The organism is Mesorhizobium sp. USDA 3734 (genome assembly GCF_056279665.1).
Genome location: NZ_JBWCCW010000001.1, coordinates 3,023,802 through 3,035,223, shown reverse-complemented (window position 1 = coordinate 3,035,223; position 11,422 = coordinate 3,023,802). Strand labels below are relative to the sequence as shown.

General features: G+C 61.6%; 13 protein-coding genes. 9 read left to right on the top strand and 4 right to left on the bottom strand.

Annotated features, from left to right (window positions below; translation table 11 throughout):
- Positions 1–19: 19 nt before the first annotated feature.
- Positions 20–493, top strand: a complete 474-nt coding sequence (locus tag ACZ89F_RS14575; RefSeq protein WP_010909317.1) for an Lrp/AsnC family transcriptional regulator — start codon at positions 20–22, stop codon at positions 491–493.
- Here ACZ89F_RS14575 and ACZ89F_RS14570 read toward each other — a convergent pair.
- Both ACZ89F_RS14570 and ACZ89F_RS14565 read right to left on the bottom strand, forming a co-directional pair.
- Positions 490–903, bottom strand: a complete 414-nt coding sequence (locus ACZ89F_RS14570; RefSeq protein ID WP_476092577.1) for a hypothetical protein — start codon at positions 901–903, stop codon at positions 490–492. The two genes, ACZ89F_RS14575 and ACZ89F_RS14570, sit on opposite strands and share 4 nt — an antisense overlap.
- A gap of 192 nt (positions 904–1,095) precedes the next feature.
- Positions 1,096–1,746 carry a 5-formyltetrahydrofolate cyclo-ligase gene (locus ACZ89F_RS14565; protein WP_476092576.1) on the bottom strand — a complete coding sequence of 217 codons (651 nt, stop codon included), beginning with the start codon at positions 1,744–1,746 and terminating at the stop codon, positions 1,096–1,098.
- 167 nt (positions 1,747–1,913) lie between these two features.
- Here ACZ89F_RS14565 and ACZ89F_RS14560 point away from each other — a divergent pair, with 167 nt between their 5' ends.
- Both ACZ89F_RS14560 and ACZ89F_RS14555 read left to right on the top strand, forming a co-directional pair.
- A complete protein-coding gene (locus ACZ89F_RS14560; RefSeq protein WP_476092574.1) occupies positions 1,914–3,179 on the top strand; it encodes an NAD(P)/FAD-dependent oxidoreductase in 1,266 nt (421 codons plus the stop codon).
- Positions 3,180–3,324: 145 nt separating this feature from the next.
- Positions 3,325–5,301 carry a bifunctional 2',3'-cyclic-nucleotide 2'-phosphodiesterase/3'-nucleotidase gene (locus tag ACZ89F_RS14555; RefSeq protein WP_476092572.1) on the top strand — a complete coding sequence of 659 codons (1,977 nt, stop codon included), beginning with the start codon at positions 3,325–3,327 and terminating at the stop codon, positions 5,299–5,301.
- A 21-nt stretch (positions 5,302–5,322) separates the two neighbouring features.
- Here ACZ89F_RS14555 and ACZ89F_RS14550 read toward each other — a convergent pair whose 3' ends face one another.
- Positions 5,323–6,324 carry a glycerophosphodiester phosphodiesterase family protein gene (locus ACZ89F_RS14550; protein ID WP_476092571.1) on the bottom strand — a complete coding sequence of 334 codons (1,002 nt, stop codon included), beginning with the start codon at positions 6,322–6,324 and terminating at the stop codon, positions 5,323–5,325.
- Between the two features lie 136 nt (positions 6,325–6,460).
- A complete protein-coding gene (locus ACZ89F_RS14545) occupies positions 6,461–7,717 on the bottom strand; it encodes a class I SAM-dependent methyltransferase (protein WP_476092569.1) in 1,257 nt (418 codons plus the stop codon).
- Between the two features lie 345 nt (positions 7,718–8,062).
- Between ACZ89F_RS14545 and ACZ89F_RS14540 the strand changes: the two genes are divergently transcribed.
- The 6 genes from ACZ89F_RS14540 to ACZ89F_RS14515 all read left to right on the top strand — a co-directional run bounded on the left by ACZ89F_RS14540 (position 8,063) and on the right by ACZ89F_RS14515 (position 11,189).
- Positions 8,063–8,191, top strand: a complete 129-nt coding sequence (locus tag ACZ89F_RS14540; RefSeq protein ID WP_476092568.1) for a hypothetical protein — start codon at positions 8,063–8,065, stop codon at positions 8,189–8,191.
- A 97-nt stretch (positions 8,192–8,288) separates the two neighbouring features.
- Positions 8,289–8,579 (top strand): Dabb family protein, encoded by a 291-nt coding sequence (locus tag ACZ89F_RS14535; protein WP_476097287.1) that lies wholly within the window; start codon positions 8,289–8,291, stop codon positions 8,577–8,579.
- Between the two features lie 113 nt (positions 8,580–8,692).
- Positions 8,693–9,583: a VOC family protein gene (locus ACZ89F_RS14530; RefSeq protein WP_476092567.1), complete on the top strand. Its 891-nt coding sequence runs from the start codon at positions 8,693–8,695 to the stop codon at positions 9,581–9,583.
- Positions 9,580–10,440, top strand: coding sequence for a 3-deoxy-8-phosphooctulonate synthase (gene kdsA / locus ACZ89F_RS14525; RefSeq protein WP_476092566.1), 861 nt, complete (start codon positions 9,580–9,582; stop codon positions 10,438–10,440). Before ACZ89F_RS14530 ends, kdsA begins: the two co-directional genes overlap by 4 nt.
- A gap of 95 nt (positions 10,441–10,535) precedes the next feature.
- Positions 10,536–10,739, top strand: coding sequence for a dodecin family protein (locus ACZ89F_RS14520; protein WP_027045027.1), 204 nt, complete (start codon positions 10,536–10,538; stop codon positions 10,737–10,739).
- Positions 10,740–10,823: 84 nt separating this feature from the next.
- Positions 10,824–11,189: a PRC-barrel domain-containing protein gene (locus tag ACZ89F_RS14515; RefSeq protein WP_476092564.1), complete on the top strand. Its 366-nt coding sequence runs from the start codon at positions 10,824–10,826 to the stop codon at positions 11,187–11,189.
- Positions 11,190–11,422 lie beyond the last annotated feature (233 nt).

Below are 11,422 nucleotides of genomic sequence, written 5' to 3'. Positions count from 1 at the left end.
TTCGCAGGATTCACGAAGAATGCCGCTCGACAGGATTGATATCGCCATTCTCGAGACTTTGCAGAAGGATGGCAGGATACCCAATGCGGCACTTGCCGAGAAGGTTGGCCTGTCGCAGTCGGCCTGTTCGCGCCGGCTCGACAATCTGGAGAAATCCGGAACCATTCGCGGCTACCATGCCCGGCTTTCCAACGCAGCGCTTGGCCACCAGATGACGGCAATCGTGCACATATCGCTGTCGGGGCAGTTCGAGAAGACGCTGTCGGATTTCGAGGCGGCGATCAAGCGCTGCCCGAACGTGCTGTCCTGCCATCTGATGTCGGGCGAATACGACTACATCCTGAGGATCGCGGCAAAAGACCTGGTCGACTACGAGCGCATCCACAAGGAATGGCTGTCGGCGATGCCACATGTGACGAAGATCAACTCGTCATTCGCCTTGCGCGAGATCGTCGACCGCACGGCCATGGGCATGAAGCCGGAGATGGCTTAACGCCAAAGGCACACCCGGACGTCCTTCCCAACATAGCATGCGCCGTCGCGGTGAAGTTCTGCCCAACGTTCATCACCGTGAGTTTCGCTAATGTCCGAGTTCGCGTAGCCGGCCCAAACATCTCCGTCTTTGTAGACATCTGCCCAGTAATCCTTGGACAGTTCATCAGCCCCACTATGCGTATCGGGATAGTCGATACCTGCAAAAACTTGCCGAGGCCCCTGGATATTGAAATCGCCACCCTTCTCGATTTGATAGGAGCATTTTCCGGATATGCGGGTCTGACCGTCAACAACAAGCAGGCAACGGCCCCATTTGTAACCGCTCGGCAAACGATGCTGTGGTTGCGCATGCGAAGGCGAAAAGGAAAACGCGATAGCAAGGGCAGCCGCTATTGTTCGTCCGATCATCTTGTCATCCGCCGTGAAGCAGCCAACCTAAAGGGCGACCGGACACTGTTGAATCCGCCCAGAGCGCATGTCGAAACAGCCCGCGCAGCATGGTCCGCTTAAGGTCATACTATTATCGACCAAGTCGGATTTTTGTCACGTGACATTTGTGCTGCGCGCGGCGGAAGTATGGATAATTTTCCAAACAAGCTCTCAGGCCTCGATGACGACCCGATCCATCGGAATGTCGTGCGGCTGCGGGTAGATGGTGGCGATACGCTGCAACTGGTAGCCGACGCCGATGACCAGCGGCTTGAACGGCATCGCCGCCAGCGTGCGGTCGAAGAAACCGCCACCATAACCCAGGCGGTAGTTCCCGGGATCGATGCCGACGATCGGCGAGATGACGATATCCGGCAGCACCGGATCGCCCTCGGCCGGGATCGGGATGTTCCAGACGCCTTTCTCCAGCCGGTCGCCCGGCGCATAGGCGCGGAAGATCAGCGGCTGGTCTTTCTCGACAACGATGGGCAGGGCGGTGCGGCCGCCGCGTTCATTGATGGACGCCATCCATGGCCGCAGGTCCGGCTCGCCGCGAAACGGCCAGTAGAGGCTGACCATGCGGCCGGCGATCTCGCCGATGATCGCATCAAGGCCGTCCGCAATGCGCTGTGACATCACCGCTCGCGCGTCGGCGGAAACAGCAAGACGCGCCGCGATCAGGCGTTCGCGCTCGGTCCTGCGCCAGCGTCGCACATCGGTCCAGTCGCTCAGAGGCGCACGGAATTCCGGATCGAGTTCATGCATGAAACAGGGCGGCGAAGAATACTGCGCCGGAGCCTCATCGTCATGATCGTTGGCCATGCCTCACCTCGTCGTGCGGTTTCGAGAACGCTATACCTCGCGATACGATACAACATGTGCATTCACGACATGGAACGACGAGTCTCAGGCACCGGCGGTCTGTTGCTGCAATGCACAAAAGTACCTACATCTGGGGCAGGCAATTTTGCTCGCCAGGGTGAATTGAGATGAACCAAGCCAGCCATCATGTGGTCGTCGTCGGCGCGGGTTTCGGCGGTCTCGAATTCACCCGTGCACTTGGTGGCGCCCCGGTGCGCATCACCATGATCGACAAGCGCAACCATCACCTGTTCCAGCCATTGCTCTACCAGGTGGCGACCACCGCGCTGGCGACATCCGAGATCGCCTGGCCGGTCCGCCATCTCCTGCGCAAGCGCAAGGATGTGACGACGCTGCTCGCCAATGTCGTCGGTATCGATCGCGCCGGCAAGCGTGTGTTGCTCGATGATGGCAGTTCGGTCGCCTATGACACGCTGCTGCTCGCCACCGGTGCCCGTCACGCCTATTTCGGCCATGACGAGTGGGAGCCTTTCGCGCCCGGCCTGAAGACGCTGGAGGACGCCACCACGGTTCGTCGGCGCATTCTTCTGGCCTTCGAGCAGGCAGAGCGGGAGACCGATCCCGCCAAACGCCAGGCGCAGCTGACCATTGCGATCGTCGGCGGCGGGCCAACCGGCGTTGAGCTGGCCGGCACCATCGTCGAGCTCGCGCATGACACGCTGTACGGCGAGTTCCGCAACATCGACACACGGCAAACCCGCGTGGTGCTGATCGAGGCCGGTGACCGTATTCTGGCCAATTTCGCAGCGAAACTTTCCGACTATGCCTCGAAGGCGCTCGAGCGGCTCGGCGTGACGGTCGAGCTCGGCCGGGCTGTTACGCGTTGCGACGCCGAGGGCGTCGTCTTCGGCGACAAGCATCTGGCGGCGAAGACGATCCTGTGGGCGGCGGGCGTGGCTGCTTCACCGGCCGCCGAATGGCTCGGCGCGGCCGCAGACCGGGCGGGCAGAGTGTTGGTGGAGCCCGATCTGAGTGTGCCGGGCAGCCCGGAGATTTTCGTCATCGGCGATGCCGCGCATGTCCTGCGGCCGGACGGGCGGCCCGTTCCCGGTGTGGCGCCCGCCGCCAAGCAGCAGGGCCGGCATGTTGCCGCCACCTTGAAGGCGCGGCTTGCCGGCGACACCAGCTCGCGGCCGTTCCGCTACCGGCATGACGGTGATCTCGCCACGATCGGCAAGCGCGCCGCGGTGATCGATTTCGGCTGGATCAAGCTGACCGGCTGGGCCGCCTGGTGGCTGTGGGGGATTGCTCACATCTATTTCCTGATCGGCTTCCGCAACCGGCTTGCGGTTTCGTTGAGCTGGCTATGGATCTACGCGACGGGCCAGCGAAGCGCGCGATTGATCACCCAGGGCGACGACGACAAGGGCTGATCTTCTCCGGCTGCGTATGTTCATCCACGCGTCATCTGTTGCTGATCGACTGAGTTTAACGCGCAACTTCTTGAATGGACTTGGATGAGTTTCAGAGCGAAGTTCGCTTTGGGGCAGGGCTTGTCACGTCGTCGAAGGAGAAAACATGTCGCAACTGCTCCATCCCGTCTCCCGCCGTGATCTCCTTGCGGGCGCCGCCGCAGGGGCACTGATCATGCTGCATCCGTTCTCGGCCCGTGCGCAGGCCAACCAGGCGCATCTCCGGATCATGGAAACCACCGACATCCATGTGAATGTGCTGCCTTACGACTACTACGCCGACAAAGCGAACGACACGATGGGCCTGTCGCGCACGGCGTCCCTGATCGACGCGGTGCGCAAGGAAGCCGTGAATTCGATGCTGATCGACAATGGCGACCTGCTGCAGGGCAATCCGATGGGCGACTATATCGCCTATGAGAAGGGCCTGAAGGATGGCGACCTGCATCCGATCATGAAGGGCATGAACCTGCTCGGCTACGAGTGCTCTACGCTGGGCAACCACGAATTCAACTACGGCCTGTCATTCCTGGACAAGGTGCTGGCCGGCGCCAATTTCCCATTCGTCTGCGCCAATCTGATCCGCGGCACCGAGTTGGCCTCGAACCCGCGCGACGACAAGCTCTATCTCAAGCCCTATGTAATCCTCGACAAGAAGATCAAGGACGGTTCGGGCGCCGAGCAGCCGATCAAGATCGGCATCATCGGCTTCGTGCCGCCGCAGATCATGGTCTGGGATCTCAAGAACCTCGAAGGCAACGTCAAGACGCGCGACATCGTCGAGGCGGCCAAGGCCTGGGTGCCGCAGATGAAGGAGGAGGGCGCCGACATCGTCATTGCGCTCTCGCATTCCGGCATCGACGTGAAGCAGGGCGACATGATGGAGAACGCCTCGTTCTTCGTCGCCGGCGTCGACGGCATCGATGCGGTGTTCACCGGTCACCAGCATCTGGTTTTCCCCGGCAAAAAGGACTTCCAGTCACTAGAAGGTGTCGACACGCAGAAAGGCACGCTGCAGGGCAAGCCCGCCGTCATGGGTGGCTTCTGGGGCTCGCATATGGGGCTGATCGACCTGATGCTGGAGCGCGACGGGTCGAAATGGAAGGTCGTTTCGGCAACCTCCGAGGCACGGCCGATCTTCGAACGCGTCGACAACAAGAACAAGCCGACTGTCCCTGACGACAAGCGCGTCATCGCGGCCCTCGAGCAGGACCACCAGGCGACACTGGCGTATGTGCGGCGTCCCGTCGGCAAGACCTCCGCGCCGCTCTATTCCTATTTCGCGCTGGTCGCGGACGATCCGTCGGTGCAGGTCGTTAGCCAGGCGCAGACCTGGTACCTCAGGGATATCCTGAAGAACACGCAATGGAAGGATGTGCCGCTGCTGTCGGCGGCCGCTCCGTTCAAGGCCGGCGGGCGCAACGGCGCCGATTACTATACCGACGTGCCGGCCGGCGACATCGCCATCAAGAACATTGCCGATCTTTACCTCTATCCCAACACCGTGCGGGCGGTGGACATCACCGGTGCGCAGGTCAAGGAATGGCTGGAAATGTCGGCCGGCATCTTCAACCGGATGGAACCAGGGAAGGCCGACCAGGCCCTGATCAACACCGACTTCCCATCCTACAATTTCGACGTCATCGACGGCGTCACCTACAGGATAGACCTGTCGCAGCCGCCGAAATACGATGCCAAGGGCGGGCTGGTGAACGCCGGCGCCAACCGTATCGTCGACCTGAGTTTCGATGGAAAACCAATTGATCCCAAACAGAAATTCGTCGTTGCGACCAACAATTACCGGGCCGGTGGCGGCGGCAATTTCCCCGACATCAATGCCTCGAAGATCATCTACGAGGCGCCGGACACCAATCGCGACGTCATCGTTCGCTACATCGTCAGCGAGGGCACGATCAACCCATCGGCGGACGACAACTGGTCGTTCGCGCCATTGCCTGGAACCAGCGCCGTGTTCGAAACCGGCGCCAAGGCCAAGGATTTCATTGCGCAGGTGAAATCGCCTAGGATCGAACCGGCGGGCGAGGGCGAGGCAGGATTCGCGAAATACCGAATCCTTCTTTGAAGGGTGGTTCGGGTCCAGGCCTTATGGCGTGGATTGAGCCGGCGGCGCGAACCGCTTCTTGATGTCAGGCATGACAAGATCCAGCGCATCCGTGGAAATGCCGCCGGAATAGCCGTCCGGCAGCTGTTTGATCAGTTCGGGATCGTCGAGCCCTTGCGAAAAGTCGCCGCCGGAATAAGGGCCGAGCAGGTAGACGCGGCTATCGACGCCTTGCATGCGATCGAGAAACCGGTTCGGCCAACCCCACATCCATTTCGCGATGTTGACGGGGATGAGCAAGATGCCTTTGCGGCAGGCATCTGGAATGTAGCCGCTCCAGCCAATCGCGGCATAGCGCAGGATGCACTGCGTCAGCGAGGCGCGGCTTAGCGTATGCATGTCCGGGAGTGCTGCCTTGACCGCGGCGATCGGCTTGTCGCCGCCATAGACCGAGAGATAGAGGCGTTCGGCAGGCGCCAGCGTAGCAAGCCAGGCGGCCAGCTTTTCGCCTTCGCCCGGATCGTTGCTCTTGACGTTGATGTTGAAGCGGCGGGCCGGGAAGTGCGCCAGAACCTCATCCAGCGATGGCATCATGCCGATACCCTTGCCGCGAAATGGAAAGGTCTTGCCGCCATCCGCCGTATAGCCGTAGCCGACATCGAGGGTCTTCAACTCAGCCATGGAATGGCTGCGTGTTTCTCCCTTGCCTTCCGTGCGGCAATCCAGCGTCCAATCGTGGAAGACGGCGAACTTGCCGTCTGTCGTCGGGTGGACATCCAGTTCGAGCGCGTCAGCGCCCAGCGCGAAGGCGGCCTCCATCGAGGGAACAGTGTTTTCGAGGTAGGCATGGCGCGGCGGCAACATCCGACTGGCCGTGCAAGTCTCACCCGTCATGCCTTCACGTGCGTAGTCCTGGGCAAGGCCGCGATGGGCAAGCACCTCCGGCTTGCCGGCGGGGCGGCTCGACAACAGCGAGGTGTTGTTGAGCCAGATGCCCGCCGCAGCGACAACAATCACACCGAAGAAGATCGTCCGTTTGCGCATCCGGTGATTTCCGATTCGTCCGCCCTGCGCGGCATCCTGCCTCGCGATCGGACTTTTTGACGGCGACCGAGCGGCGATGTCGAGATCATGCTCGACATCGCCTTGTCAGCATCAATGAAATCGAGAGCGTGTCGACCTACGCCTTGTAGACCACCTGGCGCACGTCGATGTAGCTGGCGCGGAATCCGGCCTCGCAATAGTGCAGGTAGAACTCCCAGAGCTTCTTGAAGCGGTCGTCGAAGCCGAGCGGGACGATCTTCTCCCATGACGCCCAGAACCGGTGGCGCCATTCGGCGAGAGTGCGCGCATAGTCGTCCGGAAACACGCGCTCGCGCAGATGGGCAAGGCCGTGATCCTTGCCGAGTGCTTTCAGGATCGACGGCGTCGGCAGCATGCCGCCCGGGAAGACGTAGCGCTGGATGAAATCCGGCCTGGCGCGATAGGTGTCGTAGGCGGCTTCGTTGATGGTGATGATCTGCAGGCCCGCGGTGCCGCCGGGCCTCAGGCAAGCCTTCATCTTGCCGAAAAACACCGGCCAGTATTTCTCGCCGACCGCCTCGAACATCTCGATCGAGGCGATGCGGTCATAGGTGCCGGTTTCGTCGCGGTAATCCTGCAGCTTGATGTCGACCTTGTCGGCAAGTCCAGCCTTGGCGATGCGCGCCTTGGCGAAGTCGTGCTGCTCGCGGCTGATCGTCAGCCCGGTCACCCGGCAGCCGATCTCGCGTGCTGCGAATTCGGCGAAGCCGCCCCAGCCGCAGCCGATTTCCAGCACATGGTCCTTCGGGCCGATCCCTGTGTCCTTCGCCAGCGCGCGATATTTGGCGGCCTGCGCGCTTTCCAGGTCGTTGGCACCTGTCGTGTAGAGCGCCGAGGAATAGGTCATGCTCGGATCGAGCCATTCCTTGTAGAAGGCGTTGCCGAGGTCGTAATGCGCCGAGATGTTGCGCTTCGAGCCGGTACGCGTGTTCTGGTTGAACCAATGGCGAATGCGCTGGACGGTGTTGATGAGCCAGCTGGTGCCGCCCGCGATACGCTCGCCGACGACCGAATTGACCACGAACAGCTCCAGGAAGCTGGTCACGTCGGGGCTGTCCCAATCGCCGTCCATGTAGGATTCGGCAACGCCGATCGTGCCGCCAGAAAAGGCGCGGCCGGGCAAGCGCCAGTTCTTGAGCACCAGTTCGGCGTCCGGGCCGGGTCCTTTGCCGCCGACGAGGACGGCGCGGCCGTCCGGCATCCTGACCTTGAGCGAGCCGCGCGGCAGGTTCATCGCCGCCGACAGCACCATCCGGGCCTTCGCCGGCAGGCCCTTGACGATCTCGGCAAAATTGAATTCGTCGAGCCTGACCGCGTCGCTCAACGCTACGCCAAAATGTTCCTTGTGTGCCATCTCACGCCCCTGGATTTCCGCGGTGTCGGCGCAAATTGCCGGGCCGCGGTTCTCTTGGATCATTCGCCGGGTTCGAACGCCTTTGCCTCATCCCGGGTGCCGACCGGCTCAGTGATGGGCGGGCTCGAACGAAAGCGCGCGCCCCTTAAACAGAGCTTCAGCACTTCCCAGTGAATCCCTGCCACAATCTTCCACTCATGAGGGGGGACTTCAAGGGGCAGGCTGCAAGCGGGGCTGTGCCAAGCGGGTTGCTCTGGCCGGCGTGGATCCGCCTTTTGCACAGCAAGGGCCGAACGCGCCAAAAACGCCTATGGCTGCGGCATCGCTTGTGCGATAGATTTAGCCATGCGTTATGTAGTCGCCATTGCCGCCGTCGCGTTTTTCCTGATCTGGGACGGCCTTTACAATCAGGGCCGGTATCTCGACACCACAGTGAGAGAAGTTAGCCGCGTCGTGCGATCCGTCACCGGGTAGCGTCCATTCGAACAACTGGCAGCCGCGACATCCTTGTCGATTGACGCCACCGTCCTGCCGTCACAAAAGACCCCAGCATTTGATCGAGGAGGCGGGGTTGATCCGACATATCGTTTTCTTCAGCGCGCGGCGCAAAGGGGATGTCGAAGCTGTGCGCACCGGTCTGTTGGCGCTCGGCAACATCCCCCATTCCAGCCTTTTCGAGGTCACCTTGAACACCAAGGTCGATCCGCTGTCGGATGAGGTCGACGTGGTCGTCTATGCGGAGTTCGCCGATGACGCCGCGCTGGCCGCCTACAAGGCGCACCCGCTCTACGCGCAGACCACCAGCAAGGTCAAACCGATGCGCGAGCTGCGTTATTCGGCCGACGTCGTGGCCGGCGGCTGATCAAGCCTTGCTCCAACTCGTGCCTTTTCGACGTCGTGAACCGATGGGGCGAACTGGCCGGGATCGCGATCAAGTCTTGAACCGATTTGCGGAATGATGCACATCGCGCCTGCATGACCCAAACCACTGCCACTGGCACTCATCCGCTCGATCACCTGGTGCTGCCGACGCGCAGCCTTGAGGTGGCGCGAGCCCGGCTCAACGCACTTGGCTTCGTCGTTGCCCCGACCGGCATCCATCCCTTCGGAACCGAAAACTGCTGTGTGTTCCTCGCCGACGGCGTCTATCTGGAGCCGCTGGCGATCGGTGATGAACAGGCCGCCATGCAAGCCATTGCCGATGGCAATGTCTTCGTCGCGCGCGACCGCATCTATCGCGAGAGCAACGGCGATGAGGGCTTTTCGGCGATGGTCCTTGCGACCGGCAACGTCGACGCCGACCATGCGTGCTACCTCGAAGCCGGCATTTCGGCGGGCGACATGCTGAGTTTCTCGCGCGCCTTCACGGACACGGCGGGCAAAAGCGACATCGCATCGTTCAAGCTCGCCTTTGCGGCCGGAGCCGAGGCCACGGACGCCTTCCTGTTTGCCTGCGAGCGGGTCAACGCGCCTGATGTGGACCGCGCGGCTTTGCAGGCCCACGCCAACGGCGCCACCGGAATTGTTGAGATCGTTGCGGTCAGCAATGCGCCTGGAGAACAGCATCGGCTGATTTCCGTGGCGGTGGACGATCCGACCGCTAATCGGCAGAGCGGCACGTTTCACTTGCCGAATGCAGATTTGAGCGTGCTTGGCCCGGCGTCTTTCACCGCACGCTTTGGCCTGCCGGCTGGCGCGCCAACAAACCTTCGCTTCGCCGCGGTGGTCTTTTCGGTCCGGCGCGCCGATGTGACATCGAGGCTGCTTGCAGCCAATTCCATCCAACACGATATAGCGGGCAATGATATTGTCGTGCAGCCTGCACCCGGACAGGGCGCGGCTTTCATTTTCCGGGAGATCCCATGAGCAAGCCGCAAGCGCCTAATTCGATGGCGCCCAATTCGTCGGTAACCGTCGGCAATGTCGTCTTCGACAACAATGCAGCCTTGGCGCTGATCGCTGGCCCATGCCAGTTTGAATCGCGCCAGCATGCCTTCGACATGGCCGGCGCGCTGAAGGAGCTGACTGGCAAGCTTGGCATAGGCCTCGTCTACAAGACCAGCTACGACAAGGCCAACCGCACCTCGCTTTCCGCGACCCGGGGTGCCGGCATGGACGCAGCCCTTCCGGTCTTCGACGAATTGCGCACGGAATTTTCACTCCCCGTGCTGACCGATGTCCACACCGAGGAGCAGTGCGCTATCGTCGCGCCGCATGTCGATGTCCTGCAGATCCCGGCTTTCCTGTCGCGCCAGACCGACATGCTGGTCGCTGCCGCCAAAACCGGCAAGGTCATCAACGTGAAGAAGGGGCAGTTCCTCGCCCCCTGGGACATGAAGAACGTCGTCGCCAAGATCACCGGATCCGGCAACGCCAATGTGCTGACCACCGAGCGCGGCGCCTCCTTCGGCTACAACACGCTGGTGTCCGACATGCGCGCTCTGCCCATCATGGCCGAGATCGGCGCGCCGGTGATCTTCGATGCCACCCATTCGGTGCAGCAACCGGGCGGGCAGGGGGGCTCCTCGGGCGGTGAGCGCCGCTTTGTCGAGACGCTGGCCCGCGCGGCCGTCGCTGTCGGCGTTGCCGGCGTGTTCATCGAGACCCATCAGGATCCTGACAACTCGACCTCTTCCGACGGCCCGAACATGCTGCCGTTGAAGGACATGCCGGCCCTGCTCGAGCGGCTGATGGCATTTGATCGGATTGCGAAGGGTCACTAGGCCAGACATATCCTCTGCCGCCGCCCGGCGCTTGTGGAAGGCACAGGCCGGCTGTACGCTCGCCCGGCAAATGAGCGTTTTGGCAGGAGGAAGCCATGTCCGTCGCCCGCGTCACCGAAATCACATCGTCGTCGAAGAAGAGCTTTCAGGACGCCATCGAAAAGGGAATTGCGCGCGCATCCAAAACCCTGAAGAACGTCGAAGGCGCCTGGATCCAGGACCAGAAGATCGTCGTCGAGGACGGCAAGATTGCTGCCTATCGCGTCAACATGAAGGTCACCTTCATCCTCGCGGAGTGATCGGCTGTCGCGGAAAAAAGTCGGGAACTTTCGCTCGCGCCCCTCATTGTCAAAGCATGGTTCAACGACAATGAGGAGCACATCATGACAACCCAGACAGGCCATACCCAAGCCATTGCCGCTTCGCGAGTCATCGGCACTTCGGTCTACAACACCGAAGGCACGAGCATCGGCAGCATCCAGGACGTCATGCTCGACAAGACGTCAAACGGCATCATGTTCGCGGTGATCGGTTTCGGCGGCTTCCTCGGCATCGGCGAAAAATATCACGCCATTCCGTGGGCAAGCCTCGACTATGACGAGGACAAGGGCGGCTATGTCGTGCCGTTCTCCAAGGAGCAGCTGAAGGCGGCACCCGCCTATTCGATCAACGAACTGACCGACGCCGATGGCGAGACCGCGCGAGACGCATCCTACGACTACTACAAGGTCACGCCTTACTGGCACTGACGGCTCAAAACCAAAATGGCCCCGTCTCGACGGGGCCATTTTGTTTTGATGCGGCAGCTATTCGCTGATGTGTAAGGGGGCCATCGCCTTGGACGGCGACTGCTGATTGTCGCACGACGTCAGGAACGCCGCCGCGATCAGGAACAGACTCACGATACCACTCAACTGGGACATGGCGAAACTCCTCCTGTTTCGCCCCGCGCACCCACACCATAGTCGCAAGCCGGTCTGCC

Coding starts and splice junctions, on each gene's coding strand:
- ACZ89F_RS14515 (WP_476092564.1), top strand. CDS start 10,824: ATGACAACCCAGACAGGCCATACCCAAGCCATTGCCGCTTCGCGAGTC.
- ACZ89F_RS14575 (WP_010909317.1), top strand. CDS start 20: ATGCCGCTCGACAGGATTGATATCGCCATTCTCGAGACTTTGCAGAAG.
- ACZ89F_RS14570 (WP_476092577.1), bottom strand. CDS start 903: ATGATCGGACGAACAATAGCGGCTGCCCTTGCTATCGCGTTTTCCTTT.
- kdsA (WP_476092566.1), top strand. CDS start 9,580: ATGAGCAAGCCGCAAGCGCCTAATTCGATGGCGCCCAATTCGTCGGTA.
- ACZ89F_RS14545 (WP_476092569.1), bottom strand. CDS start 7,717: ATGGCACACAAGGAACATTTTGGCGTAGCGTTGAGCGACGCGGTCAGG.
- ACZ89F_RS14560 (WP_476092574.1), top strand. CDS start 1,914: ATGAACCAAGCCAGCCATCATGTGGTCGTCGTCGGCGCGGGTTTCGGC.
- ACZ89F_RS14520 (WP_027045027.1), top strand. CDS start 10,536: ATGTCCGTCGCCCGCGTCACCGAAATCACATCGTCGTCGAAGAAGAGC.
- ACZ89F_RS14540 (WP_476092568.1), top strand. CDS start 8,063: ATGCGTTATGTAGTCGCCATTGCCGCCGTCGCGTTTTTCCTGATCTGG.
- ACZ89F_RS14530 (WP_476092567.1), top strand. CDS start 8,693: ATGACCCAAACCACTGCCACTGGCACTCATCCGCTCGATCACCTGGTG.
- ACZ89F_RS14565 (WP_476092576.1), bottom strand. CDS start 1,746: ATGGCCAACGATCATGACGATGAGGCTCCGGCGCAGTATTCTTCGCCG.
- ACZ89F_RS14555 (WP_476092572.1), top strand. CDS start 3,325: ATGTCGCAACTGCTCCATCCCGTCTCCCGCCGTGATCTCCTTGCGGGC.
- ACZ89F_RS14550 (WP_476092571.1), bottom strand. CDS start 6,324: ATGCGCAAACGGACGATCTTCTTCGGTGTGATTGTTGTCGCTGCGGCG.